Origin of the sequence: Enterobacter sp. HMSC16D10 (assembly GCF_001807145.1) — a bacterium.
GTDB classification, from domain to species: domain Bacteria; phylum Pseudomonadota; class Gammaproteobacteria; order Enterobacterales; family Enterobacteriaceae; genus Enterobacter; species Enterobacter roggenkampii.
Genome location: NZ_KV787894.1, coordinates 33,481 through 55,665, shown reverse-complemented (window position 1 = coordinate 55,665; position 22,185 = coordinate 33,481). Strand labels below are relative to the sequence as shown.

Annotated in this window: 15 protein-coding genes and 2 pseudogenes; 11 read left to right on the top strand and 6 right to left on the bottom strand. The window is 55.5% G+C overall.

Annotation, left to right across the window (positions count from 1 at the left end):
- Window positions 1-29 precede the first annotated feature (29 nt).
- The 4 genes from HMPREF3143_RS16615 to HMPREF3143_RS16600 all read left to right on the top strand — a co-directional run bounded on the left by HMPREF3143_RS16615 (window position 30) and on the right by HMPREF3143_RS16600 (window position 3,266).
- Window positions 30-1,259: a winged helix-turn-helix domain-containing protein gene (locus HMPREF3143_RS16615; RefSeq protein WP_070533745.1), complete on the top strand. Its 1,230-nt coding sequence runs from the start codon at window positions 30-32 to the stop codon at window positions 1,257-1,259.
- A gap of 45 nt (window positions 1,260-1,304) precedes the next feature.
- Entirely contained in the window at window positions 1,305-1,487 is a 183-nt protein-coding gene (gene ycaR / locus HMPREF3143_RS16610) for a protein YcaR (protein WP_006174474.1), read from the top strand.
- Window positions 1,484-2,230 carry a 3-deoxy-manno-octulosonate cytidylyltransferase gene (gene kdsB, locus HMPREF3143_RS16605; RefSeq protein ID WP_023327027.1) on the top strand — a complete coding sequence of 249 codons (747 nt, stop codon included), beginning with the start codon at window positions 1,484-1,486 and terminating at the stop codon, window positions 2,228-2,230. Before ycaR ends, kdsB begins: the two co-directional genes overlap by 4 nt.
- Before the next feature lie 142 nt (window positions 2,231-2,372).
- Window positions 2,373-3,266, top strand: a complete 894-nt coding sequence (locus HMPREF3143_RS16600) for a YcbJ family phosphotransferase (RefSeq protein WP_070533743.1) — start codon at window positions 2,373-2,375, stop codon at window positions 3,264-3,266.
- On the opposite strand, the gene elyC is transcribed toward HMPREF3143_RS16600, so the two are convergent.
- Window positions 3,243-4,022 (bottom strand): envelope biogenesis factor ElyC, encoded by a 780-nt coding sequence (elyC, locus tag HMPREF3143_RS16595; protein ID WP_023327028.1) that lies wholly within the window; start codon window positions 4,020-4,022, stop codon window positions 3,243-3,245. The two genes, HMPREF3143_RS16600 and elyC, sit on opposite strands and share 24 nt — an antisense overlap.
- A 124-nt stretch (window positions 4,023-4,146) precedes the next feature.
- Here elyC and cmoM point away from each other — a divergent pair.
- The 7 genes and pseudogenes from cmoM to HMPREF3143_RS16560 all read left to right on the top strand — a co-directional run bounded on the left by cmoM (window position 4,147) and on the right by HMPREF3143_RS16560 (window position 14,784).
- Window positions 4,147-4,937: pseudogene (cmoM, locus tag HMPREF3143_RS16590) on the top strand (tRNA uridine 5-oxyacetic acid(34) methyltransferase CmoM).
- Window positions 4,930-6,252, top strand: coding sequence for a chromosome partition protein MukF (gene mukF / locus HMPREF3143_RS16585; RefSeq protein ID WP_008499955.1), 1,323 nt, complete (start codon window positions 4,930-4,932; stop codon window positions 6,250-6,252). The pseudogene cmoM and the gene mukF overlap by 8 nt, the downstream one beginning before the upstream one ends.
- A complete protein-coding gene (mukE, locus tag HMPREF3143_RS16580; RefSeq protein WP_070533742.1) occupies window positions 6,233-6,937 on the top strand; it encodes a chromosome partition protein MukE in 705 nt (234 codons plus the stop codon). Before mukF ends, mukE begins: the two co-directional genes overlap by 20 nt.
- Window positions 6,937-11,388, top strand: a complete 4,452-nt coding sequence (mukB, locus tag HMPREF3143_RS16575; protein ID WP_023292876.1) for a chromosome partition protein MukB — start codon at window positions 6,937-6,939, stop codon at window positions 11,386-11,388. The genes mukE and mukB overlap by 1 nt, the downstream gene beginning before the upstream one ends.
- A gap of 178 nt (window positions 11,389-11,566) precedes the next feature.
- Entirely contained in the window at window positions 11,567-13,390 is a 1,824-nt protein-coding gene (gene ldtD / locus HMPREF3143_RS16570; protein ID WP_023292875.1) for a L,D-transpeptidase, read from the top strand.
- A gap of 174 nt (window positions 13,391-13,564) precedes the next feature.
- Complete coding sequence (locus tag HMPREF3143_RS16565; protein WP_008499951.1) at window positions 13,565-14,116, top strand: peptidoglycan L,D-endopeptidase MepK; 552 nt, start codon at window positions 13,565-13,567, stop codon at window positions 14,114-14,116.
- A gap of 20 nt (window positions 14,117-14,136) precedes the next feature.
- Window positions 14,137-14,784, top strand: a complete 648-nt coding sequence (locus HMPREF3143_RS16560) for an MBL fold metallo-hydrolase (RefSeq protein WP_008499950.1) — start codon at window positions 14,137-14,139, stop codon at window positions 14,782-14,784.
- Window positions 14,785-14,832: 48 nt separating this feature from the next.
- Here HMPREF3143_RS16560 and aspC read toward each other — a convergent pair whose 3' ends face one another.
- The 5 genes and pseudogenes from aspC to HMPREF3143_RS16535 form a co-directional block, all read right to left on the bottom strand.
- Window positions 14,833-16,023, bottom strand: coding sequence for an aspartate transaminase (aspC, locus tag HMPREF3143_RS16555; protein ID WP_008499949.1), 1,191 nt, complete (start codon window positions 16,021-16,023; stop codon window positions 14,833-14,835).
- Between the two features lie 184 nt (window positions 16,024-16,207).
- Window positions 16,208-17,325 (bottom strand): annotated as a pseudogene (locus HMPREF3143_RS16550) (porin).
- A gap of 606 nt (window positions 17,326-17,931) precedes the next feature.
- A complete protein-coding gene (gene asnS / locus HMPREF3143_RS16545; RefSeq protein WP_021240867.1) occupies window positions 17,932-19,332 on the bottom strand; it encodes an asparagine--tRNA ligase in 1,401 nt (466 codons plus the stop codon).
- A 166-nt stretch (window positions 19,333-19,498) separates the two neighbouring features.
- Complete coding sequence (gene pncB, locus HMPREF3143_RS16540; protein ID WP_070533737.1) at window positions 19,499-20,701, bottom strand: nicotinate phosphoribosyltransferase; 1,203 nt, start codon at window positions 20,699-20,701, stop codon at window positions 19,499-19,501.
- Between the two features lie 184 nt (window positions 20,702-20,885).
- The gene (locus HMPREF3143_RS16535; RefSeq protein ID WP_070533735.1) at window positions 20,886-22,178 is read right to left on the bottom strand and encodes a tyrosine-type recombinase/integrase; all 1,293 of its coding nucleotides are present in this window, start codon (window positions 22,176-22,178) and stop codon (window positions 20,886-20,888) included.
- Window positions 22,179-22,185 lie beyond the last annotated feature (7 nt).

The window sequence follows — 22,185 nt, the reverse complement described above, 5'->3', positions numbered from 1 at the left end:
TGGTGGCGCTTTGACTGACAGGAAAACGCATGTCTTTACCGCAACTCTCGCTCTCAGCCGCACGTAATCTCCACCTTGCCGCGCAGGGGCTGCTCAAAAAGCCCCGCCGTCGCGCGCAGCCTGCCGATATTCTCTCTACCGTACAGCGCATGTCGCTACTCCAGATCGACACCATTAATATTGTGGCACGTAGCCCTTACCTGGTGCTGTTCAGCCGCCTGGGGAGCTATCCTTCTCAGTGGCTGGATGAGGCGCTCAGCAAGGGGGAGTTGATGGAGTACTGGGCGCACGAAGCCTGCTTCCTTCCCCGCAGCGATTTTGCCCTTGTGCGTCACCGTATGCTTGCGCCGGAAAAGATGGGCTGGAAATACCGGCAGGCGTGGATGCAGGAACATGCGGCTGAAATAGAGCAGCTCATCGCGCATATTCAGGAAAACGGTCCTGTACGCTCCGCCGATTTTGAACACCCGCGCAAAGGTACAAGCGGCTGGTGGGAGTGGAAGCCGCACAAGCGTCATCTCGAAGGCCTGTTTACCTCAGGCAAAGTCATGGTGATTGAGCGGCGTAATTTTCAGCGCGTCTACGACCTCACGCATCGCGTGATGCCCCACTGGGACGACGAGCGCGACCTGCTTACCCAGGAGGCGGCCGAGGCCATTATGTTAGAAAACAGCGCCCGTAGTCTGGGGATTTTTCGCACGCAATGGCTGGCAGATTACTATCGCCTGCGCCAGCCCGCGCTGAAACCGCTGCTGGACATGTTGCAACGCGAACAGCGCGTCATTCCCGTTACCGTGGAAACGCTGGGCGAAATGTGGCTACATGCGGATCTCCTCCCGCTATTGCCTCAGGCCCTGGAGGGGAAACTGCAGGCGACCCACAGCGCGGTATTGTCGCCTTTCGACCCGGTCGTCTGGGACAGAAAACGCGCCGAGCAGCTCTTTGATTTCAGCTACCGGCTGGAATGTTATACCCCGGCCCCAAAGCGCCAGTATGGCTACTTTGTTTTACCGCTCCTGCATAAGGGGCAGCTGGTCGGGCGCATGGATGCCAAAATGCACCGCAAGACCGGCACGCTTGAAATCATTGCGCTTTATTTGCAAGAGGGCGTCAGGGTGACGGCGAGCCTGGAAAAAGGGTTAACGTCCGCCATTAGCGAATTCGCGCGCTGGCAGGGGGCCGACGACGTGACGCTGGGCCGGGTACCTGATGGATTGTTTACATCCTGTCGAAGTGGCTGGGAAACAGGCACGCCCTGAAAAAGGAATGTGTTAAGCTTTAGCGATTACCCATACGGAGGAACTATGGATCACCGTTTACTTGAAATTATTGCCTGCCCGGTATGCAACGGCAAACTCTACTACAGCCAGGACAAACAAGAGCTCATTTGCAAGCTGGACAGCCTGGCTTTCCCGCTGCGCGACGGTATTCCTGTATTGCTGGAAAACGAAGCCCGTTCCCTGGTGGCAGAAGAGAGCAAACCATGAGTTTTGTTGTCATTATTCCTGCGCGTTATGCCTCAACGCGTCTGCCGGGTAAGCCGCTCGTGGATATCACCGGCAAGCCGATGATTGTGCATGTCCTTGAGCGTGCGCGTGAATCCGGTGCTGACCGCGTGATTGTTGCCACCGATCATCCGGATGTCGCTCGTGCGGTTGAGGCGGCAGGCGGTGAGGTATGCATGACCCGCGCAGATCACCAGTCCGGCACCGAGCGTCTGGCGGAAGTGGTTGAGAAATGCGGTTTCAGTGATGATACGGTTATCGTAAACGTGCAGGGTGACGAGCCGATGATCCCCGCTGTCATTATCCGTCAGGTGGCCGAAAACCTGGCGCAGCGTCAGGTCGGAATGGCCACGCTGGCGGTACCCATTCATCATGCAGAAGAAGCTTTCAACCCGAATGCGGTGAAGGTCGTCATGGATGCGGAAGGCTATGCGCTCTATTTCTCCCGTGCCACGATCCCGTGGGATCGCGATCGCTTTGCGCTTTCTAAAGAGACCATCGGTGATACCTTCCTGCGTCATATTGGGATCTACGGCTATCGCGCCGGCTTTATTCGCCGTTATGTGGCCTGGGCCCCGAGTCCGCTGGAGCATATCGAAATGCTGGAGCAGCTCCGCGTGCTCTGGTACGGCGAGAAAATTCACGTTGCCGTTGCTGAGGAAGTCCCCGGCACGGGCGTAGACACCCCTGAAGATCTTGAGCGCGTTCGCGCCGAATTGCGTTAATCTTACCGGCATCTCTCCGTTGGGAGAGATGCACTCTCCGGTTTATTTTTCACTTTCTTTTTCCTGATTGATCTCTTCCGGGTGACATCTTCATTAAGGACGCTCATTATAAAAGCAGTAGTCTTAATGGGGGTAATCTCATATGGAACAGCTGCGTGCCGAACTTAGCCATCTGCTGGGTGAAAAGTTAAGCCGGGTCGAATGCGTGAGTGAAAAAGCCGATACCGCGCTCTGGTCGTTGTACGACAGTGAGGGTAACCCAATGCCGCTGATGGCACGGAGTTTCACGTCACCCGGCGTTGCCAGGCAGCTTGCATGGAAAATGTCGATGCTGGCGCGGGAGGGAACCGTGCGTATGCCGACGGTGTACGGCGTGATGACCCATGAGGAACACCCCGGCCCGGACGTACTGCTGATTGAACGTTTACGTGGTGTACCCGTTGAAGCGCCCGCGCGAACGCCGGAACGCTGGGAACAGCTAAAAGACCAGATTGTCGAGGCGCTGCTGGCGTGGCACCGTCAGGATAGCCGCGGACTTGTCGGGCCGGTCGACAGCACGCAGGAAAATCTCTGGCCGCTGTGGTATCGCCAGCGGGTTGAAGTGCTGTGGGGAACGCTTAACCAGTTCAACAATACCGGTTTAACCATGCAGGACAAACGTATTCTCTTTCGCACCCGGGAGTGTTTACCGGCGCTGTTCGAAGGTTTTAACGATAACTGCGTGCTGATCCACTGTAACTTCACCCTGCGGAGTATGCTAAAAGACCCCCGCAGCGATCAGCTTCTGGCGATGGTGGGGCCGGGGATCATGCTCTGGGCTCCGCGCGAATATGAGCTGTTCAGGCTCAGCGACAGCGGGGCGGCGGAAGGTTTACTGTGGCATTACCTTCAACGCGCCCCCGTTGCGGAAGCGTTTCTCTGGCGGCGCTGGCTCTACCTGCTCTGGGACGAAGTTGCGCAGCTGGTTAACACCGGACGCTTTAATCGCGCAAACTTCGATCTGGCGACCAAATCACTCTTGCCCTGGCTCGCCTGAGGAACCTTTCAGCCACTGCCAGAGGCGTCCAAGCGTCTCATAACCGACGCGATCGCTATGCATCAGCCACATAGGGGACGGGATTACCCGCTCCCACGGATTAAGCGGCGCGTCGATGGCCATCTGGTTCGCCGGTGCGGGAAGCGGGTGCAGGCCCTGTTTTTCAAAGAAAATCATCGCGCGTGGCAGGTGCGAGGCGGAGGTCACCAGTAAGAACGGGGCTTCACCAATCGCCTGCTTCACTGCGGCGGCCTCTTCCTCAGTATCTTTCGGGCTGTCCAGAGTGACAATGGAGGAGCGCGGTACGCCGAGTGATTCCGCGACCCGGGCACCCGCTTCCGCCGTACTCACCGGGTTCGTTTTGGCCGCCGCGCCGGTGAAGATCATTTTTGATCCCGGATTCGCCAGCCAGAGGCGAATGCCTTCGTTTAGCCGCGGCAGGCTGTTGTTGATCAGGTTTGAGCTGGGGGCCCAGTCAGGATCCCAGGTATATCCGCCGCCCAGCACAACAATGTACGCCACTTTCTGATTTCCCTGCCATGTCGGGTACCTGTTTTCGATGGGGCGTAACAGACCATCCGCGACCGGCTGCAGGCTCAGCAGCAGCAGGACCAACCAGCCGAACGTGATCAGCGTTTTGCCACTCTTCTGAAAGCGACTGAACCACACCAGCGCCAGCCCCAGCGCGATGATGATGAGCAGCAGCGGAAGGGGAAGCATCATCCCTCCAATGTATTTCTTAAGGGTAAAAAGCATCCTTTTTGGTTCCTTTTTTGACCATATAGCAGGTGATTGACGGTGATATTACACCAGAGAGGTTCATTCTCCGCGCGGGTGTGACAAAATAGCGGTTTTGCAGTTAGCGAGTGGAACTCTCCCAATGCGGGATCGCAATTTTGATGACATCGCGGAAAAGTTTTCGCGCAACATTTATGGCACCACGAAAGGGCAGCTCCGTCAGACGATCCTCTGGCAGGATCTGGACACCATTCTGGCTACCTTTGGTGGTCAAACGTTGCGCGTGCTGGATGCCGGAGGCGGTGAAGGACAGACGGCCATAAGAATGGCGGAACGCGGTCATCACGTCACGCTTTGCGATCTTTCTGCTGAAATGGTCGCCCGCGCGACGCGTGCGGCAGAAGAGAAAGGTGTGAGCGACAACATGCATTTTATACAATGCGCCGCTCAGGACATCGCACAGCATTTGGAAACCCAGGTTGATCTGATATTGTTTCATGCGGTGCTGGAGTGGGTTGCCGATCCGCTAAGCGTGTTACAAACCCTGTGGTCGATGTTGCGCCCGGGCGGCACGCTGTCGTTGATGTTCTACAATGCTAACGGCTTCCTGATGCACAACATGGTTGCGGGAAACTTCGACTATGTTCAGGTCGGGATGCCCAAAAAGAAAAAACGCACGCTTTCCCCGGACTATCCGCGCGATCCACAGCAGGTCTATGGCTGGCTGGAAGCGATTGGCTGGCAGATTGTCGGGAAGACGGGCGTCAGGGTGTTTCATGATTATCTGCGTGAAAAACACAAACAGCGTGACTGTTTTGACACCTTAACAGAATTGGAAACGCGGTATTGCCGCCAGGAGCCTTTTGTCAGCCTTGGCCGCTATATTCACGTCACCGCGCACAAGCCGCAGATGCAAGGATAACCTATGAGTGAATTTTCCCAGACAGTCCCCGAACTGGTTGCCTGGGCCAGGAAAAACGATTTCTCCATCTCGCTGCCGGTAGACAGACTCTCTTTCCTGCTGGCGGTCGCCACGCTGAACGGCGAGCGGCTGGATGGGGAAATGAGCGAGGGTGAACTGGTGGACGCGTTCCGCCATGTCAGTGATGCGTTTGAGCAAACCAGCGAAACCATTAGCGTGCGTGCCAACAACGCAATCAACGATATGGTGCGTCAACGTCTGCTGAACCGCTTTACCAGCGAGCAGGCGGAAGGAAACGCCATCTATCGCCTGACGCCACTGGGCATCGGCATCACCGATTACTACATACGCCAGCGCGAATTTTCCACGCTGCGTCTGTCCATGCAGCTGTCGATCGTGGCCGGTGAGCTTAAGCGCGCCGCCGATGCGGCAGATGAAGACGGTGACGAATTCCACTGGCACCGAAACGTCTATGCACCGCTGAAATACTCGGTGGCGGAAATCTTCGACAGTATCGATCTGACCCAGCGCCTGATGGACGAACAGCAGCAGCAGGTCAAAGACGATATCGCACAGCTGCTGAATAAAGACTGGCGTGCAGCCATCTCCAGCTGTGAACTTCTGCTGTCAGAAACCTCCGGTACGCTGCGTGAGCTGCAGGATACGCTGGAAGCCGCAGGGGATAAGCTGCAGGCGAACCTGCTGCGCATCCAGGACGCGACGCTGGCACACGACGATCTGCACTTTATCGACCGTCTGGTGTTCGACCTGCAGAGTAAACTGGACCGCATCATCAGCTGGGGCCAGCAGTCGATCGACCTGTGGATCGGCTACGACCGACACGTGCATAAATTTATCCGTACCGCGATCGATATGGATAAAAACCGCGTCTTTGCCCAGCGTCTGCGCCAGTCGGTGCAGACCTATTTCGATGCGCCGTGGGCGCTGACCTACGCCAATGCCGATCGTCTGCTGGATATGCGCGACGAAGAGATGGCATTGCGTGATGAAGAGGTAACCGGTGAACTGCCGCCGGATCTGGAATACGAAGAATTTAACGAAATTCGCGAGCAGCTTGCGGCGATGATCGAAGAACAGCTTGCGGTCTACAAAACCAGACAAGCTCCGCTGGATCTGGGGCTCGTGGTGCGCGACTATCTGGCGCAATATCCTCGCGCGCGCCACTTCGACGTTGCCCGCATTGTGGTAGACCAGGCTGTTCGCCTGGGTATCGCGCAAGCCGATTTCACCGGACTGCCGCCGAAGTGGCAGCCAATTAACGATTACGGAGCCAAGGTACAGGCGCATGTCATTGACAAATATTGAACAAGTGATGCCGGTTAAGCTGGCACAGGCGCTGGCGAATCCGTTATTTCCGGCGCTGGACAGCCAGCTGCGTGCCGGTCGTCACATTGGCTTAGACGAGCTGGATAATCACGCCTTTTTGATGGACTTCCAGGAGTACCTGGAAGAGTTTTACGCCCGCTACAACGTGGAGCTTATCCGCGCGCCGGAAGGGTTTTTCTACCTGCGCCCGCGCTCCACGACGCTGATTCCGCGTTCCGTGCTCTCCGAGCTGGATATGATGGTCGGCAAAATTCTCTGCTACCTCTACCTCAGCCCGGAACGTCTGGCGAATGAAGGGATCTTCACCCAGCAGGAACTTTACGACGAGCTGTTGACGCTGGCAGATGAGGGTAAGCTGCTCAAGCTGGTGAACAACCGCTCCACGGGGTCGGATCTCGATCGTCAGAAACTACAGGAAAAGGTTCGCTCTTCCCTGAACCGTCTGCGTCGTCTGGGGATAGTCTGGTTTATGGGTCACGACAGCAGCAAATTCCGCATTACGGAATCTGTCTTCCGCTTCGGCGCCGACGTGCGTGCGGGCGATGACGCGCGTGAAGCGCAGCTTCGCATGATCCGCGACGGTGAAGCGATGCCGGTGGAAAACCATTTGCAGCTCAATGATGAGCATGAAGAGAATCTGCCGGATAGCGGGGAGGAAGAGTAATGATTGAACGCGGTAAATTTCGCTCACTGACGCTGATTAACTGGAACGGCTTCTTTGCCCGAACGTTCGATCTGGATGAGCTGGTCACGACGCTCTCCGGCGGTAACGGGGCGGGTAAATCCACCACCATGGCGGCCTTTGTCACGGCGCTGATCCCTGACCTGACGCTGCTTCACTTCCGTAACACCACCGAAGCGGGGGCCACAAGCGGTTCCCGTGATAAAGGTCTGCACGGTAAGTTGAAAGCGGGCGTCTGTTATTCGGTTCTGGACGTCATTAACTCCCGCCATCAGCGCGTGGTGGTGGGCGTGCGCCTGCAGCAGGTTGCCGGTCGCGACCGTAAAGTCGACATTAAACCGTTCGCCATCCAGGGGCTGCCAACGTCTGTGCAGCCGACGGCGCTGCTGACGGAAACCCTGAACGAGCGCCAGGCGCGCGTGCTGACGCTGCAGGAGCTGAAAGATAAGCTCGAAGCGATCGAAGGCGTGCAGTTCAAACAGTTCAACTCGATTACAGACTACCACTCGCTGATGTTCGATCTCGGCGTGGTGGCGCGTCGTCTGCGTACCGCATCAGACCGTAGCAAATACTACCGCCTGATCGAAGCGTCCCTGTACGGCGGTATCTCCAGCGCCATTACCCGCTCCCTGCGCGACTACCTGCTGCCGGAAAACAGTGGGGTGCGTAAGGCCTTCCAGGACATGGAGGCGGCGCTGCGTGAAAACCGCATGACGCTGGAAGCGATTCGCGTGACCCAGTCTGACCGCGATCTGTTTAAACACCTGATCAGCGAAGCCACTAACTACGTGGCGGCGGACTACATGCGCCACGCCAACGAGCGCCGCGTCCACCTCGATCAGGCATTAGAATACCGCCGCGAGCTGTTTACCTCCCGCAAACAGCTGGTGGCCGAGCAGTACAAGCACGTCGAAATGGCACGCGAGCTCGGTGAGCACAACGGTGCTGAAGGTGACCTGGAAGCCGATTACCAGGCCGCCAGCGATCACCTGAACCTGGTGCAGACCGCGCTCCGTCAGCAGGAAAAAATCGAGCGCTATGAAGCGGACCTCGACGAGCTGCAAATTCGTCTTGAAGAGCAAAATGAAGTGGTGGCCGAAGCCGCCGAGATGCAGGAAGAGAACGAAGCCCGCGCCGAAGCGGCCGAGCTGGAAGTGGATGAGCTGAAAAGCCAGCTTGCCGATTATCAGCAGGCGCTGGACGTGCAGCAGACGCGTGCAATCCAGTACACCCAGGCACTGCAGGCCTTACAGCGCGCGAAAGAGCTGTGCCATCTGCCAGACCTGACGCCGGAAAGCGCCGACGAGTGGCTGGATACCTTCCAGGCCAAAGAGCAGGAAGCCACTGAGAAACTGCTGTCCCTCGAACAGAAAATGAGCGTCGCCCAAACGGCGCACAGCCAGTTTGAGCAGGCCTATCAGCTGGTTGTGGCGATTAACGGCCCGCTGGCGCGTAACGAAGCCTGGGACGTTGCCCGCGAGCTGCTGCGCGACGGCGTAAACCAGCGCCATCTGGCCGAGCAGGTTCAGCCGCTGCGTATGCGTCTGAACGAGCTGGAACAGCGCCTGCGCGAGCAGCAGGAGGCCGAGCGTCTGTTGGCCGAATTCTGCAAGCGTCAGGGCAAACATTACGATTTTGACGAGCTTGAGGCCCTGCATCAGGAGCTCGAGGCGCGTATCGCTGCGCTTTCAGACACGGTCTCCAGCGCCAGCGAACAGCGTATGACCCTGCGTCAGGAGCTGGAACAGCTTCAGTCCCGTTCGCAAGCACTTCTGCAGCGTGCCCCGGTCTGGCTGGCGGCCCAGAGCAGCCTTAACCAGCTCAGTGAGCAGTGCGGCGAGCAGTTCGAATCCAGCCAGGAAGTGACCGAATACCTGCAGCAGCTGCTGGAGCGCGAGCGCGAGGCGATTGTTGAGCGTGATGAAGTGGGCGCGCGCAAGCGTGACGTCGACGAAGAAATTGAGCGCTTAAGCCAGCCGGGCGGTGCGGAAGACCCGCGCCTCAATGCCCTGGCAGAGCGTTTTGGCGGCGTACTGCTGTCTGAGATTTACGACGACGTCGGCTTGGACGATGCGCCATACTTCTCGGCACTGTATGGCCCGTCGCGTAACGCGATCGTGGTGCCGGATCTGTCGCTGATTTCTGAGCAGCTTGCCGGTCTGGAAGATTGTCCGGAAGATCTCTACCTGATCGAAGGGGATCCGCAGTCGTTCGATGACAGCGTATTCAGCGTCGACGAGCTGGAAAAAGCGGTGGTGGTCAAAATCGCCGACCGTCAGTGGCGCTATTCCCGCTTCCCGGAACTGCCGCTGTTTGGCCGTGCCGCGCGCGAAAGCCGCATCGAAAGCCTGCACGCCGAGCGTGAAACGCTGTCTGAACGTTTTGCGACGCTGTCGTTTGACGTGCAGAAAACCCAGCGTCTGCATCAGGCGTTTAGCCGCTTTATCGGCAGCCATCTGGCCGTGGCCTTCGAAGCCGACCCGGAAGCGGAAATTCGCAAACTCAATACCCGCCGTGGCGAACTGGAACGGGCGATTGCCAGTCATGAAAGCGACAACCAGCAGAGTCGCGTCCAGTTCGAGCAGGCGAAAGAGGGCGTCGCGGCCCTTAACCGTATTCTGCCGCGCCTGAATCTGCTGGCAGACGACACGCTGGCCGACCGCGTGGATGAGATCCAGGAGCGTCTGGATGAAGCGCAGGAAGCCGCGCGCTTCGTGCAGCAGCACGGCAATCAGCTGGCGAAGCTGGAGCCGGTTGTCTCTGTCCTGCAGAGCGACCCGGAACAGTTCGAGCAGTTAAAAGAAGATTATGCCTGGTCACAGCAGGTGCAGCGCGAAGCGCGTCAGCAGGCGTTTGCCCTGACGGAAGTGGTGCAGCGTCGCGCCCATTTCGGCTACTCCGATTCGGCGGAAATGCTGAGCGGTAACAGCGATCTGAATGAAAAGCTGCGTCAGCGCCTTGAGCAGGCGGAAGCGGAGCGTACCCGCGCCCGCGAAGCGATGCGCAGCCACTCCGCTCAGTTGAACCAGTACAACCAGGTGCTGGCCTCGCTGAAAAGCTCCTTCGATACCAAGAAAGAGCTGTTAAACGACCTGCAGAAAGAGCTTCAGGATATCGGCGTCCGTGCCGACAGCGGGGCGGAAGAGCGCGCGCGCATTCGTCGTGACGAGCTGCATGCTCAGCTCAGCAACAACCGCGCGCGTCGCAATCAGCTGGAAAAAGCGCTCACCTTCTGCGAAGCAGAAATGGATAACCTGACCCGTCGCCTGCGCAAGCTGGAGCGCGACTACTTTGAGATGCGCGAGCAGGTCGTGACCGCGAAGGCGGGCTGGTGCGCGGTAATGCGCATGGTGAAAGACAATAACGTTGAGCGTCGTCTGCACCGTCGCGAGCTGGCGTATCTCTCTGCCGATGAGCTGCGTTCCATGTCGGATAAGGCGCTGGGTGCGCTGCGTCTGGCGGTGGCGGATAACGAACACCTGCGCGATGTCCTGCGTATGTCAGAAGATCCGAAACGCCCTGAACGTAAAATCCAGTTCTTCGTGGCGGTTTACCAGCACCTGCGCGAGCGTATTCGTCAGGACATTATCCGTACCGACGATCCGGTCGAAGCCATTGAGCAGATGGAAATCGAGCTGGGGCGCCTGACGGAAGAGCTGACTTCTCGCGAGCAGAAGCTGGCGATCAGCTCCCGCAGCGTGGCGAATATCATCCGCAAAACCATTCAGCGCGAGCAGAACCGTATCCGCCAGCTGAACCAGGGTCTGCAGAACGTGTCGTTTGGCCAGGTGAACAGCGTGCGCCTCAACGTCAACGTGCGTGAAGCCCACGCGACGCTGCTGGAAGTGCTGTCTGAGCAGCACGAGCAGCACCAGGATCTGTTCAACAGCAACCGTCTGACTTTCTCCGAAGCGCTGGCGAAACTGTATCAGCGCCTGAACCCGCAGATTGATATGGGACAGCGTACGCCGCAAACCATCGGGGAAGAGCTGCTGGATTACCGTAACTACCTGGAAATGGAGGTAGAGGTAAACCGTGGTTCAGACGGCTGGCTGCGTGCGGAATCCGGGGCGCTCTCTACCGGTGAAGCGATCGGTACCGGGATGTCAATTCTGGTGATGGTGGTACAGAGCTGGGAAGACGAAGCGCGCCGCCTGCGCGGCAAAGATATCTCCCCATGCCGACTGCTGTTCCTGGATGAGGCGGCGCGTCTTGATGCGCGCTCCATTGCCACGCTGTTTGAGCTTTGCGAACGTCTCGATATGCAGCTCATCATTGCGGCACCGGAGAACATCAGCCCTGAAAAAGGGACAACCTACAAGCTGGTGCGTAAAGTGTTCCAGAACAGCGAGCACGTTCACGTTGTCGGGCTGCGCGGCTTTGCGCCGCAGCCGCCGGAGTCACTGCCGGAAACCACGGCGGACGCTTCCTGAAGTGTCTTCTGACCCGAAGCGGCGCTCTGGCGCCGCTTTTTTTTTAAACTTAACTTGTGCTTAGGGCTGCGTTATCTTTAAACTTCTTTACATAAGGTAAGGCAACAGCTTAGCCGTCTACCTATAATGAAAGAAAGCCCCAACGTGATGGGCATGTCGTGAAAACAGGGGGCAAGGGATGTTGCTTAAGAAAAAATGTGGTCGTCAGCTGTCGGCGCTAAGTTTATGTCTGGCAGTGATGTTTGCTCCACTGTTAACCGCCCAGGCCGACGAGCCTGAAATTGTGCCGACTGACAGCTCGGCAACGACAGGCACGCAGCCTACGTCGTTGTCCCAGCCGCTGGAGCAATCTCCGGCGACAGCGATCATGGCCGGTATTAAGCCGCTGCCGGAAGGCATCGACGCCGAATCGCTCAGCCAGCAGCTGCAGTCGGGGCTGCCGTCAGGCTACACGCCTGTCTATCTCAATCAGCTCACGCTGCTTTATGCCGCCCGCGATATGAAACCGATGTGGGAAAACCGCGATGCCGTGCGTGCCTTTCAGCAACAGCTGGCGGAGGTCGCAATTGCAGGGTTTCAGCCGCAGTTTACAAAGTGGGTTGAGCTGTTAACCGATCCTGCCGTAACAGGGCAGGCGCGAGATGTGGTGCTTTCCGATGCCATGATGGGTTACCTGCAGTTCGTGGCGGGTATTCCGGTCAATGGCAACCGCTGGCTGTACAGCGATAAGCCGTACAAGCTCGTGACGCCAGCGCTGTCGGTGATTAACCAGTGGCAGTTAGCCCTCGATAATGGCGAACTGCCGCGCTTTATTGCCAGCCTCGCACCGGCGCATCCACAATACGCCACGCTTCACCAGTCTCTCCTCGCGCTGGTGGGCGACTCGCGCCCATGGCCGCAGATGCGCGGCACCGCGACGCTGCGTCCGGGGCAGTGGAGCAGCGATGTGCCTGCTCTGCGCGAGATCCTGACGCGCTCGGGTCTTCTTGAAGGCGGGCCACATATCGCCCTGCCAGGCGACGATCCGCAAAATGCGGCGGTCAGCCCGTCAGCGCCCGTGAAAGAGAAAAAAGCGATTGCCGTCAGCAATAAACCCGCAGCATACGATCGCGAGCTGGTTGCGGCAGTGAAGCAATTCCAGGCCGCTCAGGGGCTGGGAGCCGATGGCGTCATTGGCCAGACGACGCGAGACTGGCTGAACGTATCGCCTGCGCAGCGGGCAGGGGTGCTGGCGCTCAATATCCAGCGTTTGCGCCTGCTGCCGGGAACCCTCTCTACCGGCATTATGGTTAACATTCCGGCGTATTCCCTGGTCTATTACCAGGACGGTAGCGAAAAACTGGCGTCGCGCGTGATTGTCGGGCGTCCGGACCGCAAAACACCGATGATGAGCAGCGCGCTCAATAACGTAGTCGTTAACCCGCCGTGGAACGTGCCACCGACGCTGGCGCGTAAAGACATTCTGCCGAAGGTCTGGAACGATCCGGGTTATCTGGAACGTCATGGCTATACGGTGATGCGTGGATGGAACAGTAAAGAGGCTATCGATCCTTATATGGTCGACTGGTCGACAATCACGGCGTCAAACCTGCCGTTCCGTTTCCAGCAGGCACCGGGGGCGCATAACTCTTTAGGGCGTTACAAATTCAATATGCCGAGTTCTGACGCTATCTATCTGCACGATACGCCGAACCACAACCTGTTCCAGAAAGATACGCGCGCGCTGAGTTCTGGCTGCGTGCGTGTGAACAAAGCCTCGGAGCTGGCCAATATGCTGCTGCAGGATGCGGGCTGGAACGATACGCGCATTTCGGATGCCCTGAAACAAGGGGATACGCGTTACGTTAATATTCGGCACAATATTCCGGTCAATCTTTACTATCTGACGGCGTTTGTGGGCGAAGACGGGCGGACTCAGTACCGTACAGATATTTACAATTATGATCTCACCGCGCGATCCGGCGCACAAATTTTGCCAAAAGCGGAACAATTAATCAGGTAAATGAAGCAGTTCGGGAAAAATGATTGTCGTAAGTTAGGGTGAATAAGGGGCTATATCGCTGCAAGCCGCGTATTCACTGGGGTTGGGCGCCTTGACGTACCCGGTTTTGCCAGTTAAGGTGCCCTTCGTGCGCTATGCATATTACGATTTCTTTTACCTGTAGACCTGATTATCATGGACAAATTTGACGCTAATCGCCGCAAACTGCTGGCGTTAGGTGGTGTTGCGCTTGGCGCAGCGGCCATCTTGCCGACGCCAGCATTTGCCACCCTCTCGACACCTCGTCCGCGAGTTTTAACGCTCAACAATCTTCATACCGGTGAGTCGCTAAAAGCGGAGTTCTTCGATGGCAGAGGCTATATTCAGGATGAATTAGCAAGACTTAACCATTTTTTCCGTGATTTCCGCGCGAATAAAATAAAAGCCATCGATCCAGGACTGTTTGATCAGCTTTACCGCCTTCAGGGCCTGCTGGGCACCAGCAAGCCGGTGCAGCTTATTTCTGGTTATCGCTCTGTTGATACCAATAATGAACTGCGCGCCCACAGTCGCGGGGTAGCGAAAAAAAGCTATCACACGAAGGGACAGGCAATGGATTTCCATATTGAGGGCGTTTCGTTAGCCAATATTCGCAAAGCTGCGTTATCTATGCGCGCAGGTGGTGTAGGATATTACCCCAGCAGCAACTTTGTGCATATTGATACCGGTCCGGTTCGGCACTGGTAATAACGAAACACAGGAGCAGTATGAACTATCGTATTATTCCGGTTACCGCGTTCTCCCAGAATTGCTCACTCATCTGGTGCGAACAGACTAAACTGGCCGCGCTTGTCGATCCCGGCGGTGACGCTGAGAAGATCAAGCAGGAAGTCGCCGACAGCGGCGTGACGCTTATGCAGATTTTACTGACGCATGGTCACCTCGACCATGTGGGCGCAGCGGCTGAACTGGCTGAACACTACGGCGTGCCGATTGTCGGTCCGGAAAAAGAAGATGAGTTCTGGCTACAGGGGTTACCCGCCCAAAGCCGCATGTTTGGCCTGGATGAGTGTCAGCCCCTGACGCCCGATCGCTGGCTGAACGAAGGAGAGCGCGTTAGCATAGGGAATGTGACTTTACAGGTGTTGCATTGTCCTGGGCATACGCCAGGCCATATCGTCTTCTTTGATGACCAGTCTCGTCTGCTGATTTCCGGCGATGTGATTTTCAAAGGTGGCGTAGGACGCAGCGATTTTCCGCGCGGCGATCACGGGCAGCTGATTCAGTCGATTAAACAGAAGTTATTGCCGCTGGGTGATGATGTGACGTTTATCCCTGGGCACGGTCCGATGTCGACGCTGGGCTATGAACGGCTCCATAATCCGTTCCTTCAGGATGAAATGCCTGTCTGGTAACCCGCATAAAAAAAGCCTGCATCATGCAGGCTTTTTTATGGGCGCAAATTACAGTACGGCGACAATCGCTTCGCACAGCGGCGCCATGTTGTCAGGCGTCATGCCTGCAACGTTCACGCGGCCAGACGCTACGGCGTACACGCCGAACTCTTCACGCAGACGCAGAACCTGCTCTTTGGTCAGGCCGCTGAACGAGAACATGCCGTTCTGTTTGATGATAAAGCTGAAGTCGCGGTCCGCGCCTTTCTCCGCCAGGGTGTTCACAAACAGCAGGCGCATGCGCTGAATACGCTGGCGCATATCGTTCAGCTCTTGTTCCCAGATGGCGCGCAGCGCATCGTTGCTCAGGATAGTCGCAACGACAGATGCACCGTGTGCCGGCGGGTTAGAGTAGTTAGCGCGGATAACGGATTTCATCTGGCTGAACGCGCGATCGACGGTCTCATCGTTAGCCGCAACCAGCGTACAGGCACCCACGCGCTCATTGTACAGACCAAAGTTCTTGGAGTACGAGCTAGCGACAATCAGCTCCTGATGCACGGCGGCGAACGCGCGCAGGCCTTCGGCATCTTCTTCCAGGCCACGGGCGAAGCCCTGGTAGGCAAAGTCAAACAGCGGCAGCCAGCCTTTTTCTACGGACAGCTTCGCCAGGTGTTCCCACTGCTCAAGCGTTGGATCGATACCGGTTGGGTTGTGGCAGCAGCCGTGGAACAGCACCACGTCACCCGCCTGCGCTTCGCTCAGGCTTGCCAGCAGGCCGTCAAAGTCCAGAGAGTGGTTTGCTGCGTCGTAGTAGGCGTATTCACGCACTTCCAGACCCGCAGAATTAAATACGCTCTTGTGGTTCGGCCAGCTTGGATTGCTTACCCAGACACGCTTCACAGAGGTGTTTTTCGCAAGGAAATCCGCCGCCACGCGCAGCGCGCCGGTACCGCCCGGGGTCTGTGCCGTACGGGCACGTTTGTCACTCACAATTGCACTGCCTTTACCGAACAGCAGCTCCTGGGTGCAGCGACCAAATTCAGGGATACCATCAATACCGAGGTAGTTTTTGGTGGTTTCGTTTTCCAGCAGATACTGCTCAGCTTTCTTAACGCTGGTCAGTACCGGAGTTTTGCCGGTTTCATCTTTATATACACCAATACCCAGGTTGATTTTGCCAGGGCGGTCGTCGGCACGAAACAGATCGGCCAGGCCCAGAATCGGGTCGGCAGGAGCGGCGGTAATGTTCTCAAACATGACGAAGTTCCATTGTGATTACAGAAGTGAAATCCGCTATCAGGTTAACGGTAGATTTACAAAATGCCAACCGTTTGCGACGAAAAGCGTGCGGCTTTTCAAAAGTCGCCATTATTTTCTGTCAGGCATAAAAAAACAGGGCCGAAGCCCTGTTCATTAAGCATATAACAAAGTGGTGTTCTGATTAGAACTGGTAAGTCCCACCCACAGCTGCCATATCGTCGTTGCCGTTCAGGCCGCCAACGGTTTGCGCGTAGTCTGTGTCTTTGTCCAGCAGGTTGATGTAGTAGTCAGCCCACACGTTGAAGTTTTTGTTGAAGTAGTAAGTTGCGCCAACCTGGATGAATTTAGCCAGATCTGCATCGCCACCTTTGAAGGTGCCTTTAGAGTTGGTCACGCCAGCCAGGTCTTTACCTTTGGTCTGCACGTAGGAGATTGCTGGACGCAGGCCAAAATCGAACTGGTACTGAGCAACAACTTCGAAGTTCTGCGTTTTGTTAGCAAAACCAGCATCGCCATCAGACCCGGTACGGGTGGTGTTACGGGTTTCAGCATAGGTGGTTGCCAGGTAGATGTTGTTGGCATCGTATTTCAGACCCAGACCCCATGCTTCAGCTTTGTCGCCTTCGCCGTCAGCTTTCTGATCCAGAGTACGGTTAGCGTTGCTATAAGATGCGATTGCACCGAAGCCTTCGCCGAAATCGTAACCCAGAGAGTAGCCTACGCCGTCACCGTTAGAGGTTTTAACGTCAGCACGGTCGTTTTTGCCCTGGTACTGAACGCCCAGGCTCAGGCCGTCAACCAGACCGAAGAAGTTGCTGTTACGGTAGGTCAGCAGACCGGTGCTGCGGCTGGTCATAAAGTTATCAACATAGTTACCGCCCCAGGTCATACCAGAGAAGGACGGCGCCATATCGGTGTAAGATTCTACGTCGTAAACGATACCGTAGTTACGACCGTAGTCGATGCTGCCAGCGTCGCCCGCTTTCAGACCAGCGAAAGCCAGACGGTTTTTGTTTTTCTGTGCAGAGTTTTCTGCATCGCTAGCCACGAAACGGTATTCCCACTGGCCATAACCTGTCAGTTGGTCGTTGATCTGAGTTTCGCCTTTGAAACCGATCTGCGCGTAAGTAGCGTCGCTATTGTTTGTGCTATCACCGGAAGTCACGAAGTCGTGCTCGGCGTTAACTTTACCGTAGAAGTCCAGCTTGTTGCCGTTCTTGTTATAGATTTCTGCAGCGTTGGCTGCACCGGCTACCAGCAGGGTGGGATTACCACTGCCAGAATATTGCGCTTCATCATTATTTATTACCCTCATTGGTTTTTTTATGACACTCGCCACTGCCGTCAATAAATTCTGTCAATAAATATTTCCGGAACTATTGATGAGAGTTTGGTGTCTTTATGTATCTGACAGGCATCTTTCCATTCGCCGAAGCGTTTCGCTAGCCTGAAAGTGCTACAATTCTCAAGATTGAGTAACCAAAAGAAAATATATGTAACTAAATGTGTATTTTTGGGAACTTTGTGAACCACCTCAAACTTCAGAACCCCTTGGTGAATGAAGCGACAGTATCTATCCTATATATATGAATTCCTTATGATTAATTTGGATAAAGGCAATTCATATAAACAGACGATAAACGACTCGTTTTTTCTTATGACGCCGAAAAGCCTTCTGGATGGCTGTAAAATTGGTTGAAATTTGTGCTATTGCTTGAGGATGTAATAAGCGCAATAAGAATGGGGTTTATTTTTTGTGGCTGGATATTTCGCGGAAACAAAACGTAACAGGTAGTGGTTGTGACGGGGTGAAGGTTTGAAGATGCTGACTTTACGCTGACGAAAACTGACAATACAGGATAAAATAATGGCCAGCACAGGCTGGCCATTTTAGTCTTTTACCGATTAGAAGCTGGCGTTACGTGGCGTACGTGGGAACGGAATCACGTCACGAACGTTCTGCACACCGGTCACGTAGGCAATCAGACGCTCAAAGCCCAGACCAAAACCGGCGTGCGGTACGGTACCGTAACGACGCAGGTCGCGGTACCAGCTGTAGTCCGCAGGGTTAAGACCCATCTCTTCCATACGCGCGTCCAGCACGTCCAGACGCTCTTCACGCTGAGAGCCACCGATGATTTCACCGATGCCCGGCGCCAGGACGTCCATCGCTGCCACGGTTTTACCGTCTTCGTTAAGGCGCATATAGAAGGCCTTAATGTCTTTCGGGTAGTTTTTAACGACAACCGGCGCTTTGAAATGCTTCTCGGCCAGATAGCGCTCGTGCTCAGACGCCAGGTCTACGCCCCAGTAAACCGGGTTCTCGAACTTCTCACCGCATTTCTCGAGGATCGCCACCGCGTCGGTGTAGTCCACCTGCGCAAAATCGGCAGAGACGAAGCGCTCCAGACGGGCTACCGCGTCGCTGTCTACGCGCTCGGCGAAGAATTTCATGTCGTCCGGACGCTCTTCCAGCACCGCTTTGAAGACATATTTCAGCATCGCTTCCGCCAGACCCGCGACATCGTCCAGGTTGGCGAACGCCACTTCAGGCTCCAGCATCCAGAATTCCGCCAGGTGACGGCTGGTGTTGGAGTTTTCGGCACGGAAGGTAGGGCCAAAGGTGTAGATTTTAGACAGCGCGCAGGCGTACGTTTCGCCGTTGAGCTGACCGGATACGGTCAGGAAGGCCTCTTTACCAAAGAAGTCTTTGTCATAGTCCACTTTACCTTCCGGGGTGCGCGGCAGGTTTTCGAGATCCAGCGTTGAGACGCGGAACATCTCACCGGCGCCTTCCGTATCGGACGCGGTGATCAGCGGGGTAGACACCCAGAAATAACCCTGCTCATCGAAGAAACGATGCAGCGCCTGCGCCAGCGTATGACGTACGCGAGCAACCGCACCAATCAGGTTGGTACGTGGACGAAGGTGCGCCACTTCACGCAGATACTCAATGCTGTGACGTTTAGCCGCCATCGGATAGGTATCCGGATCTTCAACCCAGCCGGTGACTTCAATGGCAGAAGCCTGAATTTCGAAACTCTGACCCTGGCCCGGGGATGCCACGACCACGCCGGTGACAATAACGGAACAGCCCGTCGTCAGGTGCAGAACGTCATCATTGTAATTGGGCAGAGAATTATTAATGACGGCCTGTACAGGATCAAAGCAGGAACCGTCATAGACGGCAAGGAAGGAGATGCCAGCTTTAGAATCTCGGCGGGTACGCACCCATCCGCGCACGGTGACTTCTGAGTCAACGGCGACACGGCCCTGGAGTACGTCGGCTACAGGCACAACGCTCATAATATTCTCTCTGTTAATAGTCGGAAAAAATAAACACTTGTCCACCCTTATGGGGGGATATCTATGTTACCTGCCATCCGCTATCAGACAAGTAAATTTCGCGGTCAAAAGGGAAGAATTGAGAAATAAATAAGAAGAGGGGAGCCATGAAGGCTCCCTTAAGCGCTTAACTGGCTTTTTTGATCTGGGGAAGATCGAAGGCTTTGCGCAACGCGCGGACAAACGCCTTGTCATGGCAGATGGTTTTGCCCGGGCTGTCGGAGAGTTTCGCCACCGGTTTGCCGTTACATTCCACCAGCTTTATCACAATATTCAGAGGCTTTACCTGAGGAATGTCGCAGGTTAACCGGGTACCGATCCCGAAGCTCAGGTTCACTCTGGCGTTGAAATGGCGATAGAGTTCGACGGCTTTCACCAGATCGAGATTATCGGAGAAGACCAGCACCTTGCTCATCGGGTCAATGCCCAGTTTCTCGTAATGGGCAATCGCCTTCTCACCCCACTCAACCGGATCTCCGGAATCGTGGCGCAACCCCTGATAACGCTCCGCAAATTCAGGTCCAAAGTCGCGCAGGAAGGCATCCATCGTAATACAGTCCGTGAGGGCAATTCCGAGTTGATTCGGATACTCCGCAAGCCATGCGGCCAGCGCTGCGCGCTGGCTGTTGGCGAGGTCAGGGCTGATCTGCTGATGCGCCTGGAACCACTCGTGCGCCTGGGTACCCATTGGCGTCAGATTGAGGCGACGGGCGAGATCGTAGTTACTGGTGCCCACGAACCACGGCTCCTGCTGCAGACGTTTAACGATGGCCTCCTGTACGTCGCGCGAAAAACGGCGGCGGGTGCCAAAGTCCATCAGGCGGAAGCGGGACATGTCCAGCCCTGCGGTCAGCGTGGAGAAGTCAGAGAGTTTCTTTTCCAGCGAGGCCACCGCCTGCGCTACGCCCGTTTCCGGGGAACGGTAGCGGTGAGCCAGTTCACTGATTACCGCCAGAAGCGGCACTTCCCACATGATCACTTCCCGCCACGGACCTGCAAGGCGAATATCCAGCTTGCCGTTATCGTTAACCACGGTGACCTGCTCCGGCTTATAGCGGAAGTCGCGCAGCCAGTTCAGGTAGTCGGCTTTGAAGAAAGGCAGGCCAGAAAGCCACTGATATTCCTCGTCCTGCAGCGTCAGATGCTGCATAGCATTGACCTGTTCACGAATGGCGTCTGCGTAGATACCGAGCAAGTCGTCGCCACGGCAGCGGAATTCCGCCGCGACATGAACGTCATAGTAATGGTGGAAAACGGCTTGCTGCATGTGCAGTTTATACGCGTCGGTATCCAGCAACGTATGCAGAACTGGAGAAGCGAATTGAGTCATAGGTGCGCAGTAGCATCCTCTCACAGGAGCGTTTAGTACAATAAACAACTCCGGAGTATACCTTGTTTAGTGATTTATTGAACCCCGATCACAACATAAGCGCGTTTTATGGTCGAGGGCATTTTGTGCCCCGTGTTATACAAATGTAGCAGTAACGATGCTAACCACTTGAATTTAAGGTTTTCTACTGCGCTACTACCATGCTTTGGGGCAGTGATGGGGCAGTGTGTGAAAGCGCCTGGTTGAGCAGAGCAACCTGCTCTCCACTCTTTTCTGACATCCACTTTCCATACACCTTGTAAACCATCTGTGCATCGGTATGCCCCATCTGAGTTGCTATAAAGTTCGGGTTAGCACCAGCTGATAATGACCAGCACGCATAGGTATGCCGTGACTGATAAGCGTTGCGGTAACGAATACCGGCGCGCTTGATTATCGGAGCCCAAATTTTATTAATCGAATTAACCGCGTAGTGATATCCTGTGCGAGACCCACGTTTGACGCATTGAGGGCTGAAAACGAAAGTGCATGGATGTATGACTGACTGGCCATATTCACGCAAATTCACTTCAACCTCATGCTGCCGGCCAAGGCGCGTCAGTTGGGCCTGATTCCTGAGGGCATCAATAGCTGGTTGTATGAGATAAATCACCCTGTCAGTGCCTGCCTCGGTTTTTGGCAGGGTGAACTCATACGTTTGGGTAAGGTTGCGCTTAACCGTAATGGTTCCCGCGGTGAGATCGATGTCTTCCCATGCAAGACCACATAATTCCCCATGCCTCATTCCGGTATAAACGGCGACGGTCCAGAGATTTCGCATCTGCTGGTGGCCGCACGCCTGAATGAACCTGATGAACTCGTCGGTCGTGAGTGGATCTGGTTCGTCTTTTGCCTTCCTGAGCCGGTTAATTCCGCTAAACGGGTTTTCCTTTGCGTAGCCGTTATCAGCTCCAAACTGGAAGATCTCGGCCATCAGCATCATGTAATTATTCACCGTGGAAGACTTCCGGCCTTTTACCTGTGTCCGGTGATCCTTCTTCATTACATGGAAGCCCGTCAGCAACTCCTTCCTGACATACAGCAAATCTTCAGTGGTAACCGCAGAAACCATTTTATTTTCGCCGATGCGCGGAAGCATGTTTTTTATGATGGATTCGTACCTACTCATGGTATTAGAGCTGATCTCCATTCTCTTCAGCTCTGACCATCTTTCGGTAAGCTCCAGCACAGTAATTTCCTTTCTATCCTGACCGAACCGGGCAAGGTTCAGTGAGTTTGGGAATTTTTCTGCATAGTTAAAATTCCCCATCCTTATCGCAAAACAAACCGAAGAACGCAGCTCACCAGCTATCTTGCGATTTTTTGCAGTGTCAGGGACACCGAGGTTTTCCCTGACACGTTTACCTTTATACAGAAACCAGATGCGGAGCGAACCGCCGTGGTTTTCGACGCCTGTCGGGTATGATGCATTAGCCATTGATCCC